26 protein-coding genes and 2 tRNA genes are annotated in these 24,965 nt (G+C 62.3%); 16 read left to right on the forward strand and 12 right to left on the reverse strand.

Features of this window, described 5'->3' with window-relative positions:
* Window positions 1-133 precede the first annotated feature (133 nt).
* Both NKF25_RS24525 and NKF25_RS23010 read left to right on the forward strand, forming a co-directional pair.
* Entirely contained in the window at window positions 134-1,345 is a 1,212-nt protein-coding gene (locus tag NKF25_RS24525; RefSeq protein ID WP_253228960.1) for a molybdopterin-binding protein, read from the forward strand.
* Window positions 1,342-2,001 carry an NTP transferase domain-containing protein gene (locus NKF25_RS23010; protein WP_253228961.1) on the forward strand — a complete coding sequence of 220 codons (660 nt, stop codon included), beginning with the start codon at window positions 1,342-1,344 and terminating at the stop codon, window positions 1,999-2,001. The genes NKF25_RS24525 and NKF25_RS23010 overlap by 4 nt, the downstream gene beginning before the upstream one ends.
* Before the next feature lie 25 nt (window positions 2,002-2,026).
* Here the strand turns inward: NKF25_RS23010 and NKF25_RS23015 are convergent, their stop codons facing one another.
* The gene (locus NKF25_RS23015; protein ID WP_253228962.1) at window positions 2,027-4,381 is read right to left on the reverse strand and encodes a xanthine dehydrogenase family protein molybdopterin-binding subunit; all 2,355 of its coding nucleotides are present in this window, start codon (window positions 4,379-4,381) and stop codon (window positions 2,027-2,029) included.
* 191 nt (window positions 4,382-4,572) lie between these two features.
* On the opposite strand from NKF25_RS23015, the gene NKF25_RS23020 reads away from it, so the two are divergent.
* Window positions 4,573-5,718: an acyl-CoA dehydrogenase family protein gene (locus NKF25_RS23020; RefSeq protein WP_253228963.1), complete on the forward strand. Its 1,146-nt coding sequence runs from the start codon at window positions 4,573-4,575 to the stop codon at window positions 5,716-5,718.
* Between the two features lie 392 nt (window positions 5,719-6,110).
* Here NKF25_RS23020 and NKF25_RS23025 read toward each other — a convergent pair whose 3' ends face one another.
* Window positions 6,111-6,341: a hypothetical protein gene (locus NKF25_RS23025; protein WP_253228964.1), complete on the reverse strand. Its 231-nt coding sequence runs from the start codon at window positions 6,339-6,341 to the stop codon at window positions 6,111-6,113.
* A gap of 65 nt (window positions 6,342-6,406) precedes the next feature.
* On the opposite strand from NKF25_RS23025, the gene NKF25_RS23030 reads away from it, so the two are divergent.
* The gene (locus NKF25_RS23030) at window positions 6,407-6,934 is read left to right on the forward strand and encodes a winged helix-turn-helix domain-containing protein (protein WP_253228965.1); all 528 of its coding nucleotides are present in this window, start codon (window positions 6,407-6,409) and stop codon (window positions 6,932-6,934) included.
* A gap of 12 nt (window positions 6,935-6,946) precedes the next feature.
* On the opposite strand, the gene NKF25_RS23035 is transcribed toward NKF25_RS23030, so the two are convergent.
* The 3 genes from NKF25_RS23035 to NKF25_RS23045 all read right to left on the reverse strand — a co-directional run bounded on the left by NKF25_RS23035 (window position 6,947) and on the right by NKF25_RS23045 (window position 10,547).
* Complete coding sequence (locus tag NKF25_RS23035; protein ID WP_253228966.1) at window positions 6,947-7,384, reverse strand: MaoC/PaaZ C-terminal domain-containing protein; 438 nt, start codon at window positions 7,382-7,384, stop codon at window positions 6,947-6,949.
* A gap of 2 nt (window positions 7,385-7,386) precedes the next feature.
* The gene (locus NKF25_RS23040; RefSeq protein WP_253228967.1) at window positions 7,387-9,348 is read right to left on the reverse strand and encodes a 3-hydroxyacyl-CoA dehydrogenase NAD-binding domain-containing protein; all 1,962 of its coding nucleotides are present in this window, start codon (window positions 9,346-9,348) and stop codon (window positions 7,387-7,389) included.
* A gap of 128 nt (window positions 9,349-9,476) precedes the next feature.
* Window positions 9,477-10,547 carry a phosphotransferase family protein gene (locus NKF25_RS23045; RefSeq protein ID WP_253228968.1) on the reverse strand — a complete coding sequence of 357 codons (1,071 nt, stop codon included), beginning with the start codon at window positions 10,545-10,547 and terminating at the stop codon, window positions 9,477-9,479.
* Between the two features lie 238 nt (window positions 10,548-10,785).
* Here NKF25_RS23045 and NKF25_RS23050 point away from each other — a divergent pair, with 238 nt between their 5' ends.
* Window positions 10,786-12,000 (forward strand): acyl-CoA dehydrogenase family protein, encoded by a 1,215-nt coding sequence (locus NKF25_RS23050; RefSeq protein ID WP_253228969.1) that lies wholly within the window; start codon window positions 10,786-10,788, stop codon window positions 11,998-12,000.
* A gap of 3 nt (window positions 12,001-12,003) precedes the next feature.
* On the opposite strand, the gene NKF25_RS23055 is transcribed toward NKF25_RS23050, so the two are convergent.
* Window positions 12,004-12,729 carry an HAD family hydrolase gene (locus NKF25_RS23055; RefSeq protein WP_253228970.1) on the reverse strand — a complete coding sequence of 242 codons (726 nt, stop codon included), beginning with the start codon at window positions 12,727-12,729 and terminating at the stop codon, window positions 12,004-12,006.
* Window positions 12,730-12,896: 167 nt separating this feature from the next.
* Here NKF25_RS23055 and NKF25_RS23060 point away from each other — a divergent pair, with 167 nt between their 5' ends.
* Window positions 12,897-13,676: an SDR family oxidoreductase gene (locus NKF25_RS23060; RefSeq protein WP_253228971.1), complete on the forward strand. Its 780-nt coding sequence runs from the start codon at window positions 12,897-12,899 to the stop codon at window positions 13,674-13,676.
* Window positions 13,677-13,761: 85 nt separating this feature from the next.
* Here the strand turns inward: NKF25_RS23060 and NKF25_RS23065 are convergent, their stop codons facing one another.
* Together NKF25_RS23065 and NKF25_RS24340 are read right to left on the reverse strand one after the other, a co-directional pair.
* On the reverse strand, window positions 13,762-14,250 hold the full coding sequence (locus NKF25_RS23065; RefSeq protein WP_253228972.1) for a histidine kinase: 489 nt from the start codon (window positions 14,248-14,250) through the stop codon (window positions 13,762-13,764).
* Window positions 14,251-14,354: 104 nt separating this feature from the next.
* Window positions 14,355-14,477, reverse strand: coding sequence for a hypothetical protein (locus NKF25_RS24340; RefSeq protein WP_256490592.1), 123 nt, complete (start codon window positions 14,475-14,477; stop codon window positions 14,355-14,357).
* 147 nt (window positions 14,478-14,624) lie between these two features.
* Between NKF25_RS24340 and NKF25_RS23070 the strand changes: the two genes are divergently transcribed.
* The 4 genes from NKF25_RS23070 to NKF25_RS23085 are packed head-to-tail and all read left to right on the forward strand — an operon-like array spanning window position 14,625 to window position 16,109.
* Entirely contained in the window at window positions 14,625-14,774 is a 150-nt protein-coding gene (locus NKF25_RS23070) for a hypothetical protein (RefSeq protein ID WP_253228973.1), read from the forward strand.
* A gap of 1 nt (window position 14,775) precedes the next feature.
* Window positions 14,776-15,564: a hypothetical protein gene (locus tag NKF25_RS23075; RefSeq protein WP_253228974.1), complete on the forward strand. Its 789-nt coding sequence runs from the start codon at window positions 14,776-14,778 to the stop codon at window positions 15,562-15,564.
* A gap of 3 nt (window positions 15,565-15,567) precedes the next feature.
* Complete coding sequence (locus NKF25_RS23080) at window positions 15,568-15,729, forward strand: hypothetical protein (protein WP_253228975.1); 162 nt, start codon at window positions 15,568-15,570, stop codon at window positions 15,727-15,729.
* Window positions 15,726-16,109 carry a metal-dependent transcriptional regulator gene (locus NKF25_RS23085; RefSeq protein ID WP_066145055.1) on the forward strand — a complete coding sequence of 128 codons (384 nt, stop codon included), beginning with the start codon at window positions 15,726-15,728 and terminating at the stop codon, window positions 16,107-16,109. The genes NKF25_RS23080 and NKF25_RS23085 overlap by 4 nt, the downstream gene beginning before the upstream one ends.
* A 164-nt stretch (window positions 16,110-16,273) precedes the next feature.
* On the opposite strand, the gene NKF25_RS23090 is transcribed toward NKF25_RS23085, so the two are convergent.
* A tRNA-Ile gene (locus tag NKF25_RS23090) sits at window positions 16,274-16,348 on the reverse strand.
* Between the two features lie 106 nt (window positions 16,349-16,454).
* Window positions 16,455-16,527, reverse strand: a tRNA-Asn gene (locus NKF25_RS23095).
* Between the two features lie 102 nt (window positions 16,528-16,629).
* Between NKF25_RS23095 and cca the strand changes: the two genes are divergently transcribed.
* The 4 genes from cca (at window position 16,630) to NKF25_RS23115 (ending at window position 22,044) form a co-directional block, all read left to right on the forward strand.
* Window positions 16,630-17,979: a CCA tRNA nucleotidyltransferase gene (cca, locus tag NKF25_RS23100; protein ID WP_253228976.1), complete on the forward strand. Its 1,350-nt coding sequence runs from the start codon at window positions 16,630-16,632 to the stop codon at window positions 17,977-17,979.
* 90 nt (window positions 17,980-18,069) lie between these two features.
* A complete protein-coding gene (locus NKF25_RS23105; RefSeq protein WP_253228977.1) occupies window positions 18,070-18,249 on the forward strand; it encodes an HVO_0416 family zinc finger protein in 180 nt (59 codons plus the stop codon).
* Window positions 18,250-18,626: 377 nt separating this feature from the next.
* The gene (locus tag NKF25_RS23110) at window positions 18,627-20,471 is read left to right on the forward strand and encodes an ATP-dependent helicase (RefSeq protein ID WP_253228978.1); all 1,845 of its coding nucleotides are present in this window, start codon (window positions 18,627-18,629) and stop codon (window positions 20,469-20,471) included.
* Between the two features lie 61 nt (window positions 20,472-20,532).
* Window positions 20,533-22,044, forward strand: coding sequence for a carboxypeptidase M32 (locus NKF25_RS23115; protein ID WP_253228979.1), 1,512 nt, complete (start codon window positions 20,533-20,535; stop codon window positions 22,042-22,044).
* Window positions 22,045-22,322: 278 nt separating this feature from the next.
* On the opposite strand, the gene NKF25_RS23120 is transcribed toward NKF25_RS23115, so the two are convergent.
* The gene (locus NKF25_RS23120) at window positions 22,323-22,568 is read right to left on the reverse strand and encodes a hypothetical protein (RefSeq protein ID WP_253228980.1); all 246 of its coding nucleotides are present in this window, start codon (window positions 22,566-22,568) and stop codon (window positions 22,323-22,325) included.
* A 114-nt stretch (window positions 22,569-22,682) separates the two neighbouring features.
* On the opposite strand from NKF25_RS23120, the gene NKF25_RS23125 reads away from it, so the two are divergent.
* Complete coding sequence (locus NKF25_RS23125) at window positions 22,683-23,276, forward strand: riboflavin synthase (RefSeq protein WP_253228981.1); 594 nt, start codon at window positions 22,683-22,685, stop codon at window positions 23,274-23,276.
* A 6-nt stretch (window positions 23,277-23,282) separates the two neighbouring features.
* Here the strand turns inward: NKF25_RS23125 and NKF25_RS23130 are convergent, their stop codons facing one another.
* Complete coding sequence (locus tag NKF25_RS23130) at window positions 23,283-24,539, reverse strand: PrsW family glutamic-type intramembrane protease (protein WP_253228982.1); 1,257 nt, start codon at window positions 24,537-24,539, stop codon at window positions 23,283-23,285.
* 161 nt (window positions 24,540-24,700) lie between these two features.
* On the opposite strand from NKF25_RS23130, the gene NKF25_RS23135 reads away from it, so the two are divergent.
* Window positions 24,701-24,862, forward strand: a complete 162-nt coding sequence (locus tag NKF25_RS23135; RefSeq protein ID WP_253228983.1) for a hypothetical protein — start codon at window positions 24,701-24,703, stop codon at window positions 24,860-24,862.
* Window positions 24,863-24,965: the final 103 nt, after the last annotated feature.

Here is a 24,965-nt window from a genome sequence, read left to right on the forward strand (position 1 = left end):
CCGTCGTGATTCTTGGAATCATCTATCACATGTAATCATTATGGAATAGACAATAAGGCTTTTCCCGAATTCGGCGACCAATCCCGGTTACGGATGGGGAATAACTTTCATTTCTCCGCCCGTACAGTTCTCCGTGACGAACCGGGTTTCACGACGAACAGCGCTCGACCGGACGATAGGGACGCGTGCAACGCTTCTCGAAGAGGGGGTGACGAATCAGGTCCCCCCGGCAGAAGTTACCGACCGTGTCCTCACGGAAGCCATCGTCGCGTCCGCCGACGTTCCACCACACGACCGGGCGACGATGGACGGGTACGCGTTCGCCGCCGCTGATGGCTATCCCCTCCGCGTCGTCGGCGACATCGGTGCGGAGGGCGAACCACCAAAAATCGAGACGGGCGAAGCGATCCGAATCGCCACCGGCGCGTCGCTTCCCGACCGTGCCGATGCGGTTCTGGAACGCGAACGAGCCGAACTGGAAGAGGAGAACGGCGAGACCACACTCTCCGGTCCATCCGTCGAACCCGGACGGAACGTCTTCCGCCGCGGGACGACCGCGAAGAGAGACGAGACCCTGTTCTCCGCTGGCGATCGACTGACCCCGCCCGACTCCGGTCTACTCGCGGACATCGGCGTCGCGGACGTTCCCGTCCGCGAACCGTTCTCCGTCCGCATCCTGGGCACCGGCACCGAACTTGTGGAGGGTCGCCAACCCGACCGAGATTCGCCGATGCTCGCCAACCTCGTGGCGTCGTGGGGCCACGAACGTCAGGTCGTCGCTCCAGTACCCGACGAACCGGACGCGGTTCGGGACACCATCGCGGAACACGCCGCCGCGTCCGACGTGCTTCTGACGAGCGGCGGCACCGGCGGCGGCGCACGGGACCACGTTCGCAGTGCGCTCGCCGACCTCGGGGAAATCGTCGTAGACGGCATCGACGCTCGCCCCGGGAGCCACGTCCGCGTGGCCACCCTTCCCGACCACGACGCCGTCGCGGTGGCTCTCCCCGGCAAACCGGTCGCCGCGTTCCTCAGCGCGATTTCCGTCTGCCGAGCGCTTCTCACCGCGGAAACCGCCGAACCGACCGAACGCGCACGACTCGGGTGTGACCTCGCGGTTCCGGACCGTGAAGCCGAGTTCGTCGTACCCGTCGAACACCGAGGCGACGAACTCGTCCCGCTCGGGCACGCCGACTCGTCGGTTCCGATCTACGGCGAGCGATTCTCGCCGCGCATTCTCGCCGACTGTGCCCGTGTGCTGGAAATGGACGGCTACCTCCGGGTGCGAGAGTCGCTCGACGTCGGGGAGACGGTTCGATTCGTCCCGATGGAGGTCGTGACGTGACGCTCCCGGTAATTCGGCCGCCGTTCAACGGGCCGGACGAGGACGAGGATTCGGGATCCAGCCGTCCGGACGCGTCCGTCGCGGGCGTCTTGCTGGCCGCCGGTAGCAGTTCGCGCTTCGGCGAGTCGGACAAACTCCTGGCCTCGCTCGACGACGACCCGCTGGTTCGACACGCCGCGCGAAGCCTCCGCTACGCGAGCGAACTCGACGCCGTCGCCGCCGTCATCGGCGGAAACGCCGACGGGGTTCGGGACGCGCTCGACGGGTTCGACCTTCCGATCATCGAAAATCCCGACGCGGAACGCGGCCAGGCCACGTCCGTCCGGGCGGGCGTCGAATGGGGGCGAGAGTACGACGCCATCGTCTTCGCGCTCGGCGACATGCCACACGTCCAATCCCGGAGCATCAACCGCCTCGTTTCAGCGTATCGTGCAGGTTCCGGGGACGCCCTCGCCGCCGCCTTCGACGGCCGACGCGGCAACCCCGTCCTCTTCGATTCCATCCACTTCGACGCCCTCGCGGACGTTTCAGGGGATATCGGCGGGCGTGAAATCCTGCTCGACGGCGAGCACTCCGCACTGATCGAAACCGGCGATCCGGGGGTTCTGCTGGACGTAGATACGAAGGGCGACCTGCGAAACGTTCGCTACGAATAGACCGACGGAGCAACGAGCGACTCGCTTACGATCCTTCTCGAATCGCGCGCCAGACGGTTTCCTCGGTCAGCGGCATGTCGATGCTCTCCACGCCGAACGGCGCAAGTGCATCCAGAACCGCGTTGACGAGCGCCGGGGGTGCGGCGATGGTTCCGGCCTCGCCGATCCCCTTCACGCCGAGGGGGTTGGTCGGACTCGGCGTGACGGTGCTCCGGGTCTCCATCATCGGAATCTGCTGGATTTTCGGAATCGCGTAATCCTGCATCGACCCGGTGACGAGGGTTCCCGCGTCGTCGTACACGGCTTGCTCGTAGAGGGCTTGCCCGATGCCCTGCGCGACCCCGCCGTGAACCTGCCCCTCCACGATTCGGGGGTTGACCTGCTCGCCGCAGTCGTCCACGGCGACGTAGCGTTCGACCTCGATTTCACCCGACTCGGGGTCCACCGCGACCACGGCGGCGTGACAGCCGAAAGCGTAGGCCGTCCCGTCCTGGTCGTAGAACGTCGTGGACTCCAACCCGGCCGATTCGTTCGATGGAAGCTGACGGCTGTAGGCCGCGCTCGCGACCTGTTCGAACGCGACGGCGCGGTCGGGCGCACCGACGACGCGGAACTCGCCGTCCTCCTGTGCGATATCCTCGGGAGCCGCCTCCAACCGGTCGGCGGCGATGCGTCGGGCCTTGTCGGCGACTTCACCCGCGCTCTCGGCGACGGCGTTCCCACCGGCAATCGTGCTCCGACTGCCGAAAGTTCCCGTTCCGGTCGGGATGCGGTCCGTGTCGCCCTCCACCACGTCGATATCGTCGTAGGGAACGCCGAGTTCGTCGGCGACTATCTGGGCGTAGGTCGTCCCGTGGCCCTGGCCGTGGGAATGCGTTCCCGCGTAGACCGTCACGCCGCCGTCGGGGTGGACGCGGACGACACCGCTCTCGAACCCGCCGCCGGTCGATTCGACGAAGCAGGCGAGGCCGATACCGCGATAGCGGCCGTCGTCTCGCTTCCTCCCGTCCACCCGTCCGTTTCCGTCCACCCGTCCGTTTCCGTCCTCCTGCCGTGTGCGGAGTTCGTCGTACCCCACGGCGTCGAGCGCTTCGTTTAGTGCGGTTGCGTAGTCGCCGCTGTCGTAGTTCGCGCCGACGGCGGTTTCGTGGGGGAACGCGTCGGGCGGAATCTGGTTGTGACGTCTGAACTCGGCGGGGTCGATGTCGAGTTCCCGCGCGGCGCGGTCCACGAGTCGCTCGGTGACGTAGATGGCTTCCGGACGGCCAGCGCCGCGGTAGGAGTGGACGGGAGCCGTGTTCGTCAGGACGCTGTGAGTCCGGCAGTGGATGGCGGGGATGTCGTACTGGCTGGCCAGCAGGCGGCCGTACCAGCCCGGAAGCGCGGGGCTGACGCCGAGTCCGTAGCCTCCGAGTCCGGCGTGGGTTTCGGCCTTGAGACCCCGAATCGTGCCGTCGTCGTCGAACGCCAGTTCGGCCGTCGTTCGGTGGTCTCGGCCGTGGGCACCGGCGAGATAGTTCTCAGAGCGCGTGGCGGTCCACTTCACCGGAATTTCGAGTTCGCGGGAACACCACGCCGCGACGGCTTCGCCGGGATGGTGGTGTCCCTTGTGTCCGAAGCCGCCGCCGACGCTCGGTGCGACGACGCGGATTCGATTCTCGGGGATGCCGAGCGTGTCCGAGAGCTTGCCTCGATGGCCGTGCGGTGACTGACTCGTCATCGTCACGGTCAGCGACTCCTCGACGTCGTCGTACTCCGCGAGCGCCGCTCGCGGCTCCATCGCGTTGGCGATGAGGCGGTTGTTCTCCAGTTCGATTTCGACGGTGTGGTCGGCGTCCTCGAACGCTCCCGCGGTGGCGTCCGCATCGCCCATGTCCGTGACGGTCACGACGTTGTTCGGGACGCCCTCGAAAATCTCGGGCGCACCCTCCGCAGTCGCCTCGATCGGATCCGTCACGGCGTCGAGACGGTCGTAATCAACATTCACGGCGTCCGCGGCGTCCGTGGCGACGTAGCGGTCCTCGGCGACCACGGCGGCGACCGGCTGGCCGTGATACCGCACTCTCCCGTCGGCGAGTATCGGGTGACCCGGAATCTCGTTGTCGAGAAACCCGGTCTCGACGGGAATGGTTCCCGGGGTGTCCGAGTGTTCGATGTCCTCCCACGTGTAGACCCCCAGAACGCCATCCGTGGCCTCGGCATCACTGGTGTCGATGTCCTCGACGGTCGCGTGGCCGTAGCGACTCCGCACGAAGGCGAGATACGCCATTCCGGGTGCGTGCAGGTCGTCGGTGTACGTCGCTCGCCCGGTCACGAGCGCCGGATCTTCCCGCCGTTCGAGTTCCCGCCCGACCATCGCCCCCTCGGGATTCTCACTCATTTCCCCCCATACTACCGTTTCGCACGGAATCAAACTGTCGAGTCCAGAAAAACGGCCGGGGTAGGAGCAGTCGGTAACGGAATGGAGGGTATGGACGGAGTTGGAGATGACTGTACGCGAATTTCGACCAGTTGTTACCAACGGTTGGTTAGATGCCGAAGATTCTTTTCATTGGAATCCTAAATCCGGGTATGTCATTTCGACTGTCAGACGAGCAGCGTGCGATACGCGAGGCGGTGCGCGAGTTCGGCGAGGAGGAGATAGCGCCCGTCGCGCGGGAGCACGACGAGGAGAAGAAGTATCCCGAGGAGCTCATCGAGAAGGCGGCGGAGCTCGACTTGCTCGCCCCGGGTATTCCCGTGGAGTACGGCGGCGCGGGGATGGACACCCTCTCGTCAATCATCGTCACCGAGGAACTGTGGCGGGCCGACGCGGGTATCGGGAGCGCCATCGGCAGTCGCGGATTCGGGTCCAACATGATCCGGAAGTTCGGCGACGAGTGGATGAAAGAGGAGTGGCTCCCCCGAATCGCCAACGGCCAATCGGCGTGCTGTAGCTGCATCTCGGAGCCGGGCCACGGGTCGAACGTCGCCGGGATCGAGACGGTCGCGGAGACGGACGGCGACGAGTACGTCATCAACGGCAACAAGATGTGGATCACGAACGGCACCGTCGCGGACGTGGCCGTCGTCATGGCCAAGACGGACCCCGACGCCGAACCGCCGCACCGCGGCATCAGCGCCATCCTCGTCCCGACGGATACAGACGGGTTCAAGCCGACGAAAATCGACAACAAACTCGGCATCCGCGCCTCGGACCTCGCGGAAATCGTCCTCGACGACGTGCGCGTCCCCACCGAGAACGTCATCGGCGAGGAGGACAAGGGCTTCTACCAACTGATGAACTTCTTCGCGTCCGGTCGCGTGAGCGTCGCCTCGCAGGCCGTGGGCGTCGCGCAGGCCGCCGTGGATCAGTCCATCGACTACGCCAGCGAGCGCGAGCAGGGCGGGAACCTCATCAAGGATTATCAGGCCATCGGGCACAAGGTCGCCGACATGGCGACGGACGTGGAAGCCGCACGGTCGCTGACCTACCGCGCCGCCTCGCACGTCGAGGAGGGCGACGACCGCCGCGCAACCCGCTTTGCGAGCATGGCCAAACTGTTCGCCAGCGAGCACGCCGTCGACGTCGCCGACGACGCCATCCAGGTCCACGGCGGCGCTGGCTACGTCACCGACCATCCCGTCGAGCGCTACTACCGCGACGCCCGCATCACGAAAATCTACGAGGGCACCAGCGAAATTCAGAAGAACATCATCTCCGACGACCTGTTCTAGGACTGCGGGGCCGAGATTTTTCGAAAAGTGGGGGTTCGCGGGGAATCAACTGCCGAATTGGGCTATGTCGTTGAGCCGCCGTGGCGCGCGCTGGCACAGTTCTGCGGACACTTCGTCCGCAGGGCTGTGCTGACAGCGTGCGAGGGATGAGCGGAACGAGTGCAACGAGTGGAGGGAATCGGCTGGGGAGGTGTGTGGACGGTTGCGGTACTGTCGTTTGGGTGTCCTCGTGAACCGGGCGGGACCTCCGGTCCCGCTGGAAGCCGGCGCAAAGCGCCGGTGACGCAGTGAACGAGGGCTCGTCAGAGCTTGCTCTGACGGTGGATTGAAAGGGGCCGCCCGTTCGCGCACCGCCTGGTCGTCTCAGTGACCCCTCTCGCCGAGGCAGGCGGTTATGCCGAGGCGAGATGTCGCTGAGCGACCGCGAGCGGGCGGGGGCTTTCGAGGTCGTCACGCCAGTAGTTGCAATGATGATGCGAGCAGTTACAGACGTCAATGAGACCGCAACCGTACCCGCCTCCGCACCACACCCTCCCCAACCGACTCCTCGCGCGCCGCTCGTACCCTCGCTCCCGCGCGCCGACCGCCTCGGTCTGTGAGTATTCGAAACGAACATAACCCACGATGATTCTCGTTTTCGCGCCTCTCGAAGGAGAACCCTGATAACCCGTTCTCCGGAAGGAACAGTATGACCGACGAGACGGAATCACCGAACTGGGAGTTCAAGGAGCGGGACATCGCCATTCTGCGGGAACTGACACGCGACCCACAGCTGTCATCGCGGGAGTTGACGACCATTCTCGCGGACGAGTACGACATCGAAGTGTCACACGTCACCGTGAGCGAGTCCATCCGCGAGATGCGGAACGAGGGCGTGTTCCGGGAGGCCATCATCCCCAACGAGGAGTACTACATCTTCGGCCTGTTCGAGTTCAAGTTCAACCCGGAACACTTCGCGGATAGCTGGCGCGCCGCGATGGAGTACATCCGCGACGACCCCAACACGCTGTTTTACTTCCTCTCGGACGGCGAGTACCAGTGGAAGACGGTGATGATGTTCCCCAACCGGCAAGCGGAGTCACAGTGGATTCACGAGTTCTACAAGAAACACGGGGACGTGATCGACAACATCCGCAACTCGGTAGTGCACAACGTGCTCAAGTTCCGCACCGACCCCGAGATATTCGAGGGACTGGACGACGAGTACAAAAAATAACGGGAGAACCGGCTACCGCACCAGCGAGAGGAGTTCGCACGACAGCACGACCTCTTCGCGCTGGTTCAGCACCTCGGCCTCGTATCGGACGACGCCGTTCCCGGTCGGATGGTCGCGCGCTTCCTTCTCGATCAGTTCCAACGTGACGTGAACCGTATCGCCGAAGAAGACGGGCGCTCGAAAGCGGAGTCGGTCCACGCCGTAGAACGCCACCGTCTCCGCGCGTTCGTGGACGATGCGCCGCGTGAGGCCGGTCATGACCGAAAACACGAGCGCGCCGTGGGCGATTCGCTCCCCGAAGTCCGATTCCTCCATCTCCGTTTTGCTGGTGTGAAGCGGGTTGAAGTCGCCGCTCACGCCCGCGAAGTTGACGACGTCGGCCTCGGTGATGGTGCGCGTGGGTGTCGTCAGCCGTTTTCCGACCTCCAGTTCCTCGAACGGAATCGTCACGGCTACTCCCCCGTGAACTCGGGGTCGCGGTCCTCGCCGAACGCGGCGGTTCCCTCGCGCACGTCGTCGGTGCTCATGAGCAGGCCGAAGCCCTGACTCTCCATGGCCAGCGCGGCGTCGAGGCTCGCGTCGGCACCTTCGTTCATCACCTTCTTCGCCACCTTCAGGCCGATTGGCGGCCCTTCGAGCAGGTCGTCCACGAACTCGGCAACGACCGAATCGAACTCCCCGTCGGGCACGGAACGGTTGATGAGCCCCCAGTCCTCGGCGCGGTCGGCGTCGATGCGGTTGCCCCGGAACACGAGTTCCTTGGCACGCGTCTCGCCGAGCAGTCTGATGAGTCTCTGGGTGCCGCCGCCGCCGGGAATGAGTCCGAGACGAATCTCGGGGGAACCGAACTCCGATTTCTCCGTGGCGATCCGCATGTCGCAGGCGAGTGCGAGTTCCAACCCGGCACCGAGGCAGTAGCCGTCCACCTTCGCAATGGTGGGACGCTCGAACTCGTTGACCGTCTCGAACGTCGGCGTCACGTCCATGAAGTCCGTGGGCGTGGCGTCCGCGAACCCGCCGATGTCGGCTCCGGCGCTGAACGCTCGGTCGCCAGCGCCTTCGAACGTGACACACCGCACGTCGTCGGTATCGACCGATTTGAGCAGGTCGTCGATCTCCCCGAGCAAATCGGCCGAAAGGGCGTTCAGGCGCTCCGGCCGGTTCAGTTCGATTTCGAGCAGACCATCGTCGGAGAGGACGTAGTTCAGTAACTGGTAGGTACCCGGCCCGTCGCCGCTGGTCGAATACTCGTGGAATCCTTCGCCTGCTTTCTCGCCGGTTTTTCCGGCTTCGACCAGTTCGACGAGATAGTCGTCCGGTTCGAACCTCGCCTCGCCGGTCTCCTGATACAGGGATTCGAGTTTGTCCAGAACGGTGTCGAGACCGATTTTGTCCGCGCGTCGGCAGATTCCTTCGGGGAACCCGAGTCCGAGACGGACGCCGGTGTCGATTTCGTCGGGTCGGGCGACGCCCTCCCCGACGAGTCGCGCCGCCTCGTTGACCATCCGGGCCTCGATCCGCAGGGTGTCGAACCCGTCGCCGTCGCCGGGTTCGTAGTTGACTCCCTCTCCGTCTTCGTAGTCGTAATACCCCTTCCCCGTCTTCTGTCCCAGTTCCTCGTTCTCGACCTTCTCGGCCATGATGGGCGGAATCTCCCGCCCCGACTCGTTGCGGACGTGATAGCCCACGTCGATGCCGGTCAGGTCCATGAGTTCGAACGGTCCCATCGGGTAACCCCGCTGGTGGACCATCGCGGCGTCCACCTCGCGTATCGTCGCCTCGCCGTTCGACACCATCCATGCGGGTTCGTCCCCGAACGGACCGAGGACGGTGTTGACGACGAACCCGCGAACGTCCTTCCGGACGTAGATCGGCGTCTTGCCGATGGATTCGGCGAACTCGTACGCCGCCTCCGCCGTCCCGTCGCTCGTTCGCTCGCCGTAGATGATTTCGACCAAGTCCATCTTCACCGGCGGGTTGAAAAAGTGCATGCCGACCACGTCCTCCGGTCTGGAGGTGACACCGGCCATCTCCGTAACGCTCAGGCTGGACGTGTTCGACGCCAGCAAGGCGTCCTCGGGAGCGAACTCGTCGAGGTCGATGAACACCTCCCGCTTGAGGTCCATCCGCTCGGGCACCGCCTCGATGACGAGGTCGGCGTCGGCCACCGCCGATTCCAGATCGACCGCCGTATCGACGCGTGCGAGAACGTCCTCGGCCGACTCGTCGATGAAGCCCTTCTCGGCCAACTTCTCCAGACTCCACTCGATGTTCTCGTACCCGTTCGTGACGAACTCCTCCTCGACGTCGCGCATGGTGACGTCGTACCCGGCGATGGCGGCGACTTCCGTGATTCCGTGACCCATGTTCCCGGCACCGAGCACAGTCACCCGTCGAATATCCGTGTCTGGCATACGAGATGGGTTTCATCCCTGCCATCTTAACTCCACCGCGACGGTTTATCTCTGTAAGGTAAAACGTCGGTCTGAGCAACTATCGGTGTTGTGAAACTGGTTCTATGGAATTTTGGAAAGTTTCGGGGTTACAGCGGCTCGTCGCCGTCGATGATACCCGCCGCGCGTCGCGCGAGGTCAGGGACCCGCTCCTCCATCTGCGGGTACATCGGGTCGTCGCTGTTGCCTTCGAGGAATCGCCGGTAGAACATCTCGCCCAGTGCGGCGAGTTTGTACACCGCGAGCGCCCGATAGAATCGGTCGTTCTCGTACTCGATACCCGCCGCGTCCTCGTAGCGCTCCACGAGTTCCTTTCGAGTGGGGTACTCGTCGGCCTCCATGAACGTCGAAACCAGTTCCGGCGTCGCCGGTTCGGGGTCGCCGGGGTCGCGCCAGTACGACAGCATCCACCCGAGGTCGGCCAGCGGGTCGCCGAGCGTCGCCATCTCCCAGTCGAAGACGCCGACGATTTCCGGCGGCGTCTCCGGCCCGTACATCACGTTGTCGAGTTTGTAATCGCCGTGCACCAGTGTGTGCTCGTGTTCGTCGGGACAGTTGTCGGCCAGCCAATCGCCGACCGTCTCCAGTTCCGGGACGGCCCGCTCCTCGGTCGTTCGTTCGAACGCCCAGTCGAGTTGCTTGGTCCACCGTTCGACCTGCCGTTCCGTGTAGCCGGACGGATAGCCGAACTCGCCCAAACCGACCGCCTCGTAGTCGAGCCTGTGAATCGCCGCGAGCGTGTCCGCGAGTTCCTCGCCGATTGTCCGTCGCGCGTTCGGGGTTCGGAAGCGCGGTGGCTCCTCGTCCCGGAGCACGTCGCCCTCGACTCGGTCCATCACGTAGAAGTCGCTGCCGATGACCGAGTGGTCCTCGCAGGCCAGCACGGTCGTCGGAACCGGAACGGCCGTGTCCTGAAGCGCGTCCATCACCCGGTACTCCCGAAGCACGTCGTGGGCCGTCTCGGCAGTCTCACCGGGTGGCGGTCGCCGAATCACCAGTTCTCGGTCACCCCACGCCACGAACAGCGTCTCGTTGGAGTGGCCCTCCGCGTGGTGGGAGACGTCGTACCCCTCGGCGTTGCCCAACTGTTCTTCCAGATACGTCCGGAGCGCGTTCGTATCGACGAGTCGTTCGAAGTAATCCCCATTTTCGTTGGTCATCGGTAGTCCTCCAGTCCGCAATTGGCTCATGTTGTGGTCGTCCGCACGTCCGCACGTCCGTCCGACCGTCCGCCCGCTCGACCGTATGACGGCGTTCGGTGCACCGCGTGACGGACACGCGGCGGACGGCCACATCGGCCTCGTGGTCACTCGATTGTACGTGGATGCCCGGTATAGAACTTACGAGGGTAACGAAACGAGGGAAATACTTTTACACTGTTGAATCGCCGTTGTGGATATGGAGTACGACGACCCGAAACGAGGGCGAGACGTCGCCGAACGCGTCCGGACGTTCGTCCGAGACGAGGTGATTCCCGTCGAGCGCGAACATCTCGGCGGGGAACCCGTTTCCGACGACACCATGCGCCAACTCCGCGAACAAGCGAAGGAGTACGACGTGTACGCACCCCAGATTCCGGAAGAACACGGCGGATTGGGAATGGAGTTCCACGAGATGCTCCCCGTCTTCGAGGCGGCCGGGCGGAGCCTCCTCGGCCCCGGTGCCATCCGCGTGGACGCCCCGGACGAGGGCAACATGCACACCCTCGAACTGGTGGGAACGGACGAGCAGAAGGAGAACTGGCTCGACCCGCTGGTCGCGGGCGACGCCAAATCCGGCTTCTCGATGACCGAACCGAACCCGGGTGCCGGTTCGGACCCGAAGATGCTCAGGACGACCGCGGAGCAGGACGGCGACGAGTGGGTCATAAACGGCCACAAGTGGTGGACGACACAGGGGAGCGAGGCCGACGTCCTCCTCGTGATGGCGTTGACCGACACGGACGCCCACCCCTACGAGGGGTGTTCCATCTTCCTCGTTCCGTCCGACACCCCCGGCGTCGAAGTCGTGCGCGACATCCCGCACGTCGGCGGCGGCGTCACCGGCATGAGCCACGCGGAGATCAAATACGAGAACGTTCGAATCCCGGAGGAGAACCTGCTGGGCGAGGAGAACGCCGGGTTCGCCATCGCCCAACAGCGACTCGGTCCGGCGCGGTTGACCCACTGTATGCGCTATTCAGGCATGGCCGAGCGTGCCCTCGACATCGCCAAAGCCTACGCCGACGAGCGGCAGGCCTTCGACGGCCCGCTCTCGGACAAGCAGGCGATCCGGTTCGAAATCGCCGAAATCGAGACCCGACTCCACGCGGTTCGGACGATGGTCCGTCACGCCGCCGGGCAGATCGCGGCGGGCGAGGAGGCCCGTATCGCGGTGTCGATGAGCAAGGTGTACGCCGCGAACGTCGTTCAGGATGCCATCGACACGGCCGTCCAAATCTGTGGTGGCAACGGCATCGGAAAGGACCTCCCGCTCGCGGATTTCTACGAGAGCGTCCGCCAGTTCCGCATCGTGGACGGCGCGGACGAAGTCCACAAGCGGGTCATCGCGCGGGACGCGTTTTCGGACCTCGACCCGAGCGAAGTCGAGCATCTGGTTCGGTACGACGGGTAATTGTCAATCGACTCCGTTCGACTCTTCGCTTTTCGACTCGACACCGACGATCGAGAGGATTTCCCGTAAGTCGTCGATGGCGTAGTCGGTTTCCGGCCCGTCGTCCGCCCCGTACGCGACGGTCGTCATGCCGACCGCCGACGACCCGGCGATGTCGTGGTCGTACCGGTCGCCGATCATGAGCGCGTCGCTCGCCGGAACGTTCGCGGCGTCCAGTGCCGTCTCGAACATCCGTCGATCGGGTTTCGTTCGGCCGACCATCTCGGAAGTCGTTATGGAATCGAACTGGTTCAGCACGCCGAACGTCTCCAAAATTCGGACGCCTTCCTCGGTGTCCACGTCGCTGATGACGCCGACGTGGAGGTCCGTCGCCGCCAGTCGCTCGACCGTCTCGACGGCACCGGGATTGGGTCGCAGCGTTTCGGCCATCACGCGCTCGAAGACGGGACGCCACTCGTCCTCGGGAATCTCCTCTCCCGTGATTTCGTCCACGGCACGGTCGTAGGCGGTTCGCGCGCTCTGGAACGCCGTTCCGTCGCGCTCCCGAAAGTGCTCACCGACGGCGGTTCGCCAGCGTTCGATGGCATCCTCGACAGATTCGTCACTCGAACGCCGCGCGACGATGGTTCCGACGAACTCCTCGTGTGCACGTCGGACGGACGCCGTATCGAGGATGACGCCGCCGATGTCCCAGAACACCGCCCGCCAGTCCCGTCGTTCGTCTTGCATGGTCAGGGGTTCATCTCCTACGATCAGCTATGTACTGGCGTTCCCGGGAGATCAAGATAACGATCGAAGAATGAAATCCACATTTATTACCATGCGGCGAAATATTGTCGACTGTAGTTACCAATGGAAATTTCAGTCGCGGGACGACCGGCAACGGAGGATCGGATATGACCGTCGAACAGTTCAGCGTCGCCGGAAAGACCGCAATCGTGACGGGTGCATCGAGCGGTATCGGACGAACGATCGCCGAGCGGTTCGCCGACGACGGCGCGAACGTCGTCATCTGCTCGCGCGAACAGGGGAATGTGGACCCGGTGGCCGAGGGGATAGAGGCAGGTGACGCGTCGGGTCGCGCGCTGGCGGTCGAGTGCGACGTGACCGACCGAGATGCCGTGGAGGCGCTCGTGGACGCCACCGTCGATGAGTTCGGGGGCATCGACGTACTGGTCAACAACGCCGGTGCGAGCTTCATGGCCCCGTTCGAGGACATCAGCGAGAACGGCTGGGAGACCATCGTGGACATCAACCTTCACGGGACGTTCCACTGCACGCAGGTTGCCGGGGAGCGCATGCGCGAGAACGGCGGCGGTGCCATCATCAACCTCGCCAGCGTCGCCGGGCAGGGTGGCGCGCCGCAGATGAGCCACTACGGCGCGGCGAAGGCCGCCGTCATCAACCTGACGTCAACGCTCTCGTTCGAGTGGGCGGACGAAAACGTTCGCGTCAACTGCATCGCACCCGGTTTCGTCGCCACACCGGGCGTCGAGAGTCAGATGGGGGTCAGCGCCGACAACATCGACCGAGGGGACGTGAAACGCCGCATCGGAACGAGCGAGGAAATCGCCGACATCGCACAGTTCCTCGCCAGTCCCGCCTCGTCGTATCTCGTCGGCGAGACGATCACCGCACAGGGCGTGCCGCGGATTCTGGAAACCCCCGACGTGTGAATTCGGCCAGTACTGTTCCGAACTCCTTCTCCCGACGCTCGTTCGACCCGGAAGACGTAAAAAAGGACAGTGTCGCGTTTCGCCGTTAGAGGGTGATGACGTACCGGTACACCGCGCCCAAGACGACGCCGTAGGCGAGATGCCAGACGAGGCTGGGCAGCGCGAACGTTGGCACGGCCGGTGCGCCAGCAACGCCGACGGCCTGGAGCCACAGCGGCAGGACGATCGAACCGGTAATCACCCACAGAACCACGCCGTAGGCGGCCCCGAGTCCGATTGTCGCGGATTCGCTGTCGGTGTATCTACGCAACGACGTCAGGGAGACGATCGCGGCGAAGACGAGGCCGAGAACCGCGCTGTTGAACAGGTGGACCATCCATCCGGCGACAGCACCCTGCTGTCCGTACAGCGCCGGAATTACGGTCGTGAGTGCATCTGGACTCAAAACCAACAGGAAAATCCCCATCGCGATACCTCCCGCGAGACCGGCGATAATCGCGCCTAACCAAGGCTCGTACCGGTGGGTCGTTCGTTCAGCAGCGGCACTCTCCGCTGCGGGCGTTTTTGATGCCATACGGTAACATACACCATGAGAGGATATCCAGTTGTCGTCCTCGTCCGAACCGGCCGGTTTCTTCGAAATCTAGGACACCGGTATTGGACGGACATCACGGACGTCTACGGATGTTTGGCTTCGGGAATGTCGATTCGACGAACTGGAGGAACCACTTCGTCGGTCACCTGCTCGTCGAAATCGTCGTAATCGACTGTCCGTACGAACTCGGCGATGGTCTCCGTCACTGCCGCATGTTTTTACGCCACTTAAAGCACGCAGAGATTATGGTTTAGGCTGTCCTAAAAATCGAAGTAGTTATGATGTTTTAGGCGCACCTAAAATACGTGTTGAGAGAGAGCATCGCACACGAGTCTCCGTCCCGACGAGGCAACGTGAAGTACGGCAGCACGGTCGTCTTGGAGGCGCTCTCGGGTACTGGCCACGACGGTGCCGAATCGGCGGTCATGGACGCGTACTTCGGCCTCGCTCGGGACCTTTCTCCGGGCGGACTCGTTAGTGTACCAATTCAGACGGAGGTGTAGAATGTCGGTGAATACACATATAGACGACGCGAAAACACGAATTCAGTGTGAACGAGACGCAACCGAAGCGAAGCTCGACGCGATCAAACGCTTCACCGACCGAGTGAAAGAACTGTCACCCGAGCCGACACCGCGGTCAGTGCAGGGCGTCACGGCTGCAGCGGGCGCACTTTCCCACGGAAGTCACTCGACGGAGGATCGATGTCAGATCGTTCGGCGGACGTTCGCCGAGACGATCCGACACCAGATCACCGACGACGCCGAAAAATCGGAGTCCCTCCACGCGACTATCGAGGCCGAATTTTCGGAATCGCTGGCAGTTGCGCTCGCACCGACGACGGAGACGTCATTCTCGCCCGAACTCAAGGAAGCGGTCGTCTCGGAGGCGAATATCCGACGGGTTGAGGTGGACGTGTTACGACGCGCACTCGGACGCGAAGCCTCACGACTCGACGATGCTGGCGCAATCGTCACCGACATCACGGAGTGGATCACCGCGAAAAACGAGACACCTCTAACCGCCCTCGGTTTCGATGAACTCCACCGGCGTCACGAGACGCTCACGGACCATCGCGACCGATGCGAGGCGCTCGCTCGGCAGCGCCAGGAGTTTCTCCGGAGTACCACGAATCACGGCGGTGAAATCGGGATCAGCCATCGGGATCTGATCCCGTACATCTATCAGAATTTCCCGGTCGATTATCCGGTGTTGACGACGGTCGCTCGGCTCGATAGTACGTGTGAAGAGTGCCAACGAGCGGTGCGCCAGCACTTGGTTCGGAGGGCCTGAACCGTGATCCCTCGTTCCCGTCGTGCCCGCACCCAAGCGTGGGCGTGGGTGTACGCGACGCTCTTCGAACCCCCCGAAAAGCTCGATGACGATGCGGGCGACGACCCCGACGAACTGGCGAACGACAGAGACGTCGTCTCGGAGGGGTCCGCCGAATCGCGATGAGTGGAGTTACACAGTATCTGTTGGCCTTGTACATCCTCGAACACCGACGAGAGCCGCCGATCCAGACGAACGTCGTCGCTGAAACGCTGGACAAGTCACCGGCGTCGGTCACCGCGATGTTCCAGCGACTCGAAAACGACGAGCTCGTGACCTACGAGCCGTACAAGGGCGCGACGCTGACGGACGCTGGACGTGAGCGGGCTGCAACGCTTCACGAAACGTATGTAACCGTCTCGTGGTTTTTTCGGAGCGTGCTGGACCTCGATTCGTACGAAGCGGAAGCGATGGAACTGGCCGGTTTTTTGAGCCCGACAGTCGCAAAACGACTGGCAGCAACGCTTCCCTACGAAATCGAGGCAGCGACCCGATCCGAGGACTAGTTACCGACAGTCATAGAAAATACGTTCACGTGATATTCTCGCCCGGAGGGATGCACTGGCACGGAAACGAACCCGACGGCGAGTCGCGTGTCGCCACATCTCCTTCATCGCTCAATCGGAAGACGTTGGAAACCGCCTCCATTAACCGGATTGTTCGGCAGAAGTGGGCCCTATCGGATTCGAACCAATGACCACCCGGTTATGAGCCGAGCGCTCTAACCAGACTGAGCTAAGGGCCCGTATCAATCAATCGTAATCTGGCATACCTCTTTAGCGTACCGGGTTGGGCACGAATCGAAGTGCCTGAAACAGAACCTTCTCACGAAAACAATGAATTCGAAGAAACGCCGCCGCCAGGGCTCGAACCTGGGACAACCTGGGTAACAACCAGGTGCTCTACCAACTGAGCTACGGCGGCTTCCGACTGCATTCATCCATAGACCGAGTTGTTTGATAGGGCTTTCGTTTTCGTCCGACAGCATCGATACGTTTTCACGCGTTCGTGGAAAACGTTCGCTCGATGGAACGGTTCGAGGAGGTCGCTTCGGCGGTTCGAGCGGGAATACAGCCGGACGCCGAGGAGCGGCGTCGGCTGCGAGCGGCGGTTCGGGAGTTGACAGAACGCGCCGAAGCGGCGATTGCCGACCTGTCGGTGGACGCCGACGTGATTCAGGTGGGAAGCACCGCCCGCGGGACGTGGACGAGCGGCGACCGGGATATCGACCTGTTCGTTCGCTTCCCGCCGGACCTCGACCGTGAGGAGTTGGAGTCGTTCGGGCTGAAAATCGGCCACGCCGTCCTGCCGGACGGACACGAGGAGTACGCCGAGCACCCCTACGTGAAAGGGGAGTTCGACGGGTTCGACGTGGATTTCGTCCCCTGCTATCGCGTCGAGTCGGCGACGGATATCCAGTCGGCGGTGGACCGGACGCCGTTTCACACGCAGTATCTCGAAGCGCGGTTGGACGACGAGTTGGCCGGAGAGGTATTGTTGTTCAAGCAGTTCCTGAAGGGCATCGGCGCGTACGGAAGCGACCTCAGGACGAAGGGATTTTCGGGGTTTCTGGCGGAGCTACTCGTCCTCGAATACGGCAGCTTTCGTGGTGTGTTGGAGGCGGCCGCGGAGTGGACGCCACAGGTCCACTTCGATCCGGAAGACCACGGGACGGCGACGTTCGACGACCCGCTGGTCGTCATCGATCCGACCGACCCGGAGCGCAACGTGGCGGCCGTCCTTTCGGCCGAGAACGTCGCACGGCTCCAGCATTACGCCCGTGACTTGCTGACGAAGCCGCGCGAATCGGTGTTTTTCCCGGAGTCGCCGAAGCCGTTGACGGCCGACGACGTGCGCGAGTTCGTCGCCGAGCGGGGGACGACGCCCGTGGCGATTCGGTTCGACGCGCCGGACATCGTGGAGGACCAGTTGTATCCACAGCTTCAGAAATCGCTGTCGGGCGTCTCTGACGCGCTCTCGCGGCGCGGGTTCGACGTTCTCAGGTCGGAACTGTTCGCCGACGACACCGCCGTACTGTTCTTCGAACTCTCGGTGGCCGAGCGACCGGCAATCGAGCGCCACGACGGACCGCCGGTTCACGTCCGTGCTCACGCGACCGGGTTCTACGAGAAGTACGCCGACTCGGACGCGTACGGCCCGTTCATCGATGGAGATCGATACGTGGTCGAACGGGAGCGGGAGTTCACGAACGCGGTGTCGTTCCTTCGGAGCGATGCCGTCCTCGACGCCGCGCTCGGTGTCCACGTCGAATCGGCGATGAAACGGGAGTACGACGTGCTTTCGGGTGACGAGGTCGGCGCGTTGGCCGCGGAGTTCGGGACGGAACTCGCCCGATATTTCGACCCGGTTCCCTGACTCAATTCCCCCGAATTTTGCAATCAAAGCTATGTATGGGTCTGTTTAACCATCAGGATTATATGGATGGTGTGCATTAGCATAGCATGTATGGCCTCCGCACCAACCGGAGACGACGAATCCGTGTTCGACCAGTTCCTCGAAGACCGTGGTCACGAGACCGAACAAGTAGACTGGGAACAGGAGTATAACAAAAAGCAGTGTCCGGAATGTGGTGGACTTCATAACCTTACGGCGACCGAATGTACGGTCTGTGGTTGGCATCCGTAGTCCCCGTTGATTCACCAACAGACTCGTCATACGAATATCGAATACCGGCTACGACCGTTCTTTCTTTGACGTCGCTCGATCGGCAACCCGCGTAACCCGTTCTACCGATAGAACCATCACATGTTATTTTCACCATGGAAAATGAGATAAATTCCGAATTGTCAGAATTGCGTTTGATTCGTGACGACGTCGTACGCACGTGTGTTCACACCGTCTGGAACGACCGATCCACGCGTCTGTCCGAACTGTGAGGACGAGGTTCGGGACGGTGCGACGGTACGCGATGCGCGCTCGTCCCGCGGCACGTAACGGCCACGACTCCGATTCACGTCGTTTTATACGTTCCCGGAACCTGTGCTGGTGTAATGACTACGCCAATGGCAGAGACGGACGCAAGAGTAACCCGGTTGTTCGGTGGGCCGGGAAGCGGTAAAACCACCGAACTACTCGATAGAGTAGAGGACATTCTCGCACAGGACGGGGTCACGGTAAAGGACCTCCTCGTCGTGTCGTACACCCGTGCTGCCGCGAACGAGGTTCGAGAACGGCTCGCAGAGCGTCTCGACGTCGACCCACGTTCGCTTCAGGGGAACGTCTGCACGATGCACGCGAAAGCCTACGAACTGCTCAATCTCTCCCGCGGTGACGTCGTCGGTGAGAAGGACAAACAGGAGTTCTGTGAGGATTTCGGCCTCGAATACGAGGACGAGTACAGCGGTTCCGGTCGTCGAACGGCCCGTTCGACGACGCTGGGCAACAAGATCATCGCGACCTCCCAGTGGCTCCAGCGAACCCGACGGCAGGTAGCAGACTGGCACGACGTTCCGTTCCAGTGGGACGTCGAAGAGGTTCGACTCCCGCCGGACATCGACCCGAACGCGCAGGAGGGCAACAAGTACACCCCGACGTGGCCGAGCAGTGACGACCGATTCGACGTTCCGGAAGCCATCCGCGGTTGGCGAAAGTACAAGGGTGACGAGGGACTCGTCGGGTTCGCCGACATGCTCGAACGCGTGAAACAGCGTTCGCTTCTCCCCAGCGTCGATTACCTCATCATCGACGAGTTTCAGGACATCACGCAACTGCAGTTCGACATCTACGAGGAGTGGAAAGAACACATGGAAAACGTCCTCATCGCCGGTGACGACGACCAGGTCGTCTACGCGTGGCAGGGTGCGGACCCCAAACTCCTGCTCGGCGAGGGCGGCGAAGACGTGATTCTCGACACCTCCCACCGACTCCCCTCCCGCGTTCTCAAAGTCGTCCAGAAGGAAGTCAGCCACATCGAAGAGCGACAGGAGAAGAACCTCAAACCGCGCAAGGAAGGCGGCACCGTCGAAGCGGTCGAGAACCCGTCGATGCTTGACCTCGTGCGGAACGTCCGCTACACCATCGAGGAGTTCGATGGTACCGTGATGGTACTGTTCCGCGCCCGCTACCAGATGTTCCGCTTCGTGGACGAGTTCATCGACGAGGGCATCCCGTTCCGCACGCTGACCGACCAGCGAATGTGGACCGACCGCCTGAACCAGTACGTCGAAGCCGTCGAGCAAATCGAGGACGGCGACCCCATCGACGGCCTACAGGCGCGACGACTCGCGGACATGCTGACCGAGTCCACCTTCGGTACGAACGACCGCGACGAGATGTTCGATGCCATCGACGAGCGAAAGGAAGCGGAGGGCGCGGACGACCTCACCGAACTGGAGTTCGACGCCGACTTCGTGAAGAACTTCGCGCCGTTCATGCCCGGCCGAAAGTCCGCCTCCGACATGGTTCGGAAGGTGACGAGCTATCAGAAGCGCTCCATGAAGGCGTACTTCAGCGGACGGTATCAGGACACGGCGCGGGACCGCGTCCGTATCGGTACCATCCACAGCGCGAAAGGTCGTGAGGCCGACCACGTGTTCATCGGCACCGACCTGACCGAGAAGGTCGTCGAACAGATGGCAGCATCGGTCGAAAACGAGGGAATCGAGGTCCCCGGTGACGAGGAGTTCACCGCCGGAACCGACCCCGTCCCGATCCTCACCGACAACGAACGCCGTGTCTTCTACGTCGGAATGAGCCGTGCTCGCGAGCGCCTCGTCATCATGGAGAACCTCGTCAGCGGCGCGCCGACGCTCAAACTCGACGTACTGCTGTACAACGAACCGAACGGCAAGTCGGTCGAGGACATCCTCGACGAGCGTGCGAGCGAAATCGAAGCCGAAGCCGAATAACCGGATTCTCCCTTTTCCGATACCCGCGCATTGATAGCGTTTGCCAGTGGAACTGCCTTCCATGGCAACCGCCGAATCGGAACTCGACTCGCCGTATGCGGAACTCCTCGACCGACGAAAACGAATCTCGAACGTTCAGAACGCGGGAATGGTTCTCTACTGGGACCAGCAGACGAAGATGCCCGAAGGGGGAACCCCGGCCCGTGCGAAGCAACTGGGGGCGCTCCAGTCCATCGGTCACGAACTGCTGACCGACGAGCGAACGGGCGAATTGCTGGAAGCACTCGAAGCCGAGGAGTTGGACGACGAACAGGCCGCCGTCGTCCGCGAGGTACGCCGTGAGCACGACCGCGCGGTCGCCATCCCGAACGACCTCGTGGAGCGGATTTCCGAAACGTCGAGCGAATCCCAACCGGCGTGGCGCGAGGCGAAGTCGGAAGACGAGTTCGAGACGTTCGCGCCGTATCTCGACCGACTCCGCGACCTTCACATCGAACTGGCCGAGCACGTGGATCCGGAGGAGGACCCCTACGTGGTCATGTTCGAGGAGAGCGAACCGTACCTCCCGCTGTCCCGCGTCGAGGAGATCTTCGACGAACTGCGGGAGGGACTGATTCCCCTCATCGAGGACGTCCACGAGAACGGCGCTGACATCGCCGACGACGCCTTCGCCGGAACCTTCGACCCCGAGGATCAGGAGGCGCTCTGTCGGGACGCGCTCGATCTCCTGAACTACGACTGGGACCGTGGGCGCTTCGACACCGCGCCGCACCCGTTCATGTCCGGGACGCAGTTCGATGCCCGCGTGACGACCCGGTATCACGACCACGACTTCGTGGACCCGCTGACCGCGACGATTCACGAGTTCGGGCACGCGACCTACCAACTCGGCCTGCGGGACGACGCCTACGGCACGCCGCTCGGCGAACCTCGCAGTTCGGGGATTCACGAATCTCAATCGCGCTTCTGGGAGAATCATGTTGGTAGGACGAAGGAGTTCTGGGAACTGTTCCTCCCGACCGTCACGGAACGCTTCCCGGAGTTCGAGGACGTGACCGCCGAGGAGGCCTACGAGGCGGCCAATCAGGTGTTTACGGACAACATGATCCGCGTCGAGGCCGACGAACTGACCTACCACATGCACATCATCCTCCGCTCCGAGATCGAGCAAGAGTTCGTGGCCGGGGACCTCGACGTGGACGACATCCCCGCCCGCTGGAACGAACTGATGGACGAGTATCTCGGCATCGTCCCGGAAACGGATTCGGAGGGCTGTCTACAGGACATCCACTGGACCAGTGGGTTCGCCAGTTTCCAGAACTACACCGTCGGGAGCGTCCTCGCCGCCCAACTCTGGGCCACCATCGAGGAGGAAATCGAGGACCCGGAAAAACTCATTCGGGAAGGCGAGTTCGGTCCCATCCGCGAATGGTTGACCGAGAACATCCACGAGCAGGGCCAGAAGTACACCACCGACGAACTCATCGAGGAGGCAACCGGCGAACCGCTGACCGCGGAGTACTTCCTCGACTACGTGACCGAGAAGTACGGCGATATTTACGAGTTGGACTGAATCGAAGGCGAGGTGGTTTCGGTTTGTGTCAAAAACTATTAATTATTCAAACCCGTTCTATAGATAAGAATGGCACTCATAAAATCGGTATCTAAGAACGTATCGTCCAGTCTCATCGTAACCATCGCAATTATTGCTGTCCTGTACTGGTTTATGACTCCTACCAGAGGTATTTCCAGAGTAGCCACAATTGCTCTCACGGTTGTTGCTGGACTAATAACATGGGCGCTCGTTACCTGGGTCAAACAGTCATAGCCACCGACCTGCATCGTCTGTAACTATTCTTCCTCATCCTCGTCCGTTTTCGCCACCGTTCCGACGACTTTCTGGGCGGCGCTGGAGGGGATATCGGTGGGCGTCGTGAGTTTCTCACGGACCAGCACCATACCGACGCCGATGGCGACGAACGCACCGCCGAGAATCAACTCCCCGGCGACGATGCGGTCGATGCCGAAGAGCGCGATGGGGATGGCTAGCACCAACGTCGCGGCCAGACTCACGGTATCGAGGATTCCCATCGTCATGTTCTCCCGTCCCCAATCGTCATACCCATCCGTTCCGCGCCACCGACCAAAAACCCGCCGCCATCGCGCCCGGTTCCGGAACCGTTTTCAACCGCGCGGCGTCACAGTTCCGTTATGTTTACCGGAATCGTTGCGGAAGTCGGCGAGGTTCGTCGCGTCGAGGATTCGGACGGCGGTCGGCGGCTCACCATCGCGGCCGACGACGTGCTCTCGGACGTGGAGGACGGCGCGAGCATCGCCGTCAACGGGGCCTGCCTGACCGTCGAGGAGTTTGACGACGACAGCTTCGAGGTGTTTCTGGCTGCCGAGACGGTCGAAAAGACCTACCTCGGCGAGGTGGAGGAAGGCGACGTCGTCAACCTCGAACGGGCGCTTCGCGCCGACGCCCGCCTCGACGGCCACTTCGTACAGGGGCACGTCGATACGACGACCGAGGTGGCGGACATTGAGGAGGTGGGAGAAGACTGGCAATACGAATTTGCGATTCCAGAAGGCTACGGGCAGTACATCGTGGACAAAGGTTCGGTTGCGCTCGACGGCATCAGTCTCACCGTGGCCGAGAAGGGAGAAGAGACGTTCACCGTCGCCATCATCCCGACGACGCGGCGTGTGACGAACCTCTCGGAGAAGGAACCCGGCGACCCGGTGCACCTCGAAGTGGACGTGCTGGCGAAGTACGCGGACGAACTGCTCGCCGGGCAGCGGTAGAAGTTCTCAGAACTCGAAACCGGACTTTCCAGACTCCTCGTCCGTTTCGTCGTCCCGATTCTCGTTCCCGTCGTTTTCGTTCCCGTCGTTTTTGCTCTCGTCCTCCCGGTTCGCGTAGACTGCGTCGTTGCCGGGGCGATCACGTTCGTCGTTTCCGAGGAGGCTACTTCCGGTTCCACCGTTCGTGCTCGTTCGGGTTTCCGCTTCACGCTGGGAATCTACCCGTCCGTCCACGTCGCGTAGTTCGCTTTGGGAGTCGAATCCGACGGGTCGAGTTCCGTCGTCGTTCTCCATTTCTCCCCGATTCTCGACTTGGGAGTACATGGCGCGGTAGCGTGAGATTTTTCGGTAGAGCAGGTAGCCGAAGAATCCGTCGTAGATGAAAACGAAGGCGATGTAGCCGATACCGGGGGTGATGCCGGGGTAGAACGCGGCGATGAGGTCAGGGACGAATCCGACGAGCGTGTTGTACGTCGCGTGGATGAACGCGGCGATGAGCAGGCCTTTAATCACGATGGGACCCGCGTTCTCGCGGTTGAACTTCGCCAATCCGAGGTAGTAGCCCGCGAACGCGGAGTAGATGACGTGCCCCGGTCCGGCGAACAGTCGGAAGACGGCTATGTTCCCGGCACTCAAAACCAGATTAGTGTCCGACGACGAGAGGACGCCTTGGCTGATGTAGATGGCGTTCTCGATGGTCGCAAAGCCCAGTCCGGCCATCGCCCCGTAGACGGCACCGTCGATGACGGCGTCGAACTTGTCGCTCCGGTAGGCGAACAGACGCACGGCGAGCCACTTGACCGTCTCCTCGACCGGTCCGACGATGAGATAGAAGTAGATGACCGCCCCGAAGAGTGGAATTCCGGTGAACAGCGGTTTCAACCTGGAGTTGAACACCGCCGCGAACATGGCGAACAGGACGCCGAGGCAGAACGTCCCGACGAGGAGCGGGAGGGGTTCGGACATCGTCACGTCCGCATACCAGATGTACGCCGCGAGGGCGAACGCAGGGACGACGGAGAGGAAGATGAAGACGCCGACCCACGGATTGTTGCCCACCACCGCCAAGCCGCCGAAGACTACCTGGAGCAGTAAAATCGCCGCCGCGAGAAGGATCACGGATGCACGCGCCACGATGGAGAGTCCCCCGTACACCTTCGTCGCAAACCAGTCGAGCCGTGTCCGCTCCTCCCATGTAGAGATACCATACAGATCGACCGAGTCGTCCATTCCGCGAGCGACCGGGTCTCGTTTCTCGTCCATGTTTCAATATCACATGGATGAGGAGTAAATCGTTCGGCATGATTTTCCTAGTAGAATTAATATGAGTATATATGGCGTATTATTCCTGTAGGGGCACGCTTAATAAGAAGAATAGCCCAACGTGGTACACTATGACACCCATCAGCCACAGTCGAGGAATTATGTACTCGGCACCGCCAAAAGAAACGACACGACGGGAGAAAGACGAATCCACCGAAGACGAAGCCACGGAGTCGAATACCGTCGAAGCACCGTCCGTAACCGATCCCAATTCCAGCGTCACCGACGCGAATTGGACGGGCACCGTCCCCGCCGACGACTAAGTTTCCGCAGTCGAACCTCGTTATCCTGAAATCCCCTCCCCACAAACCGGGAGGTATATGCACGCTTTCTCGACTCACGCGCAGAATATCCGGTGTCGGTTCC

The sequence above is a fragment of the Haladaptatus sp. AB643 genome (assembly GCF_024136975.1).
Classification (GTDB): domain Archaea; phylum Halobacteriota; class Halobacteria; order Halobacteriales; family Haladaptataceae; genus Haladaptatus.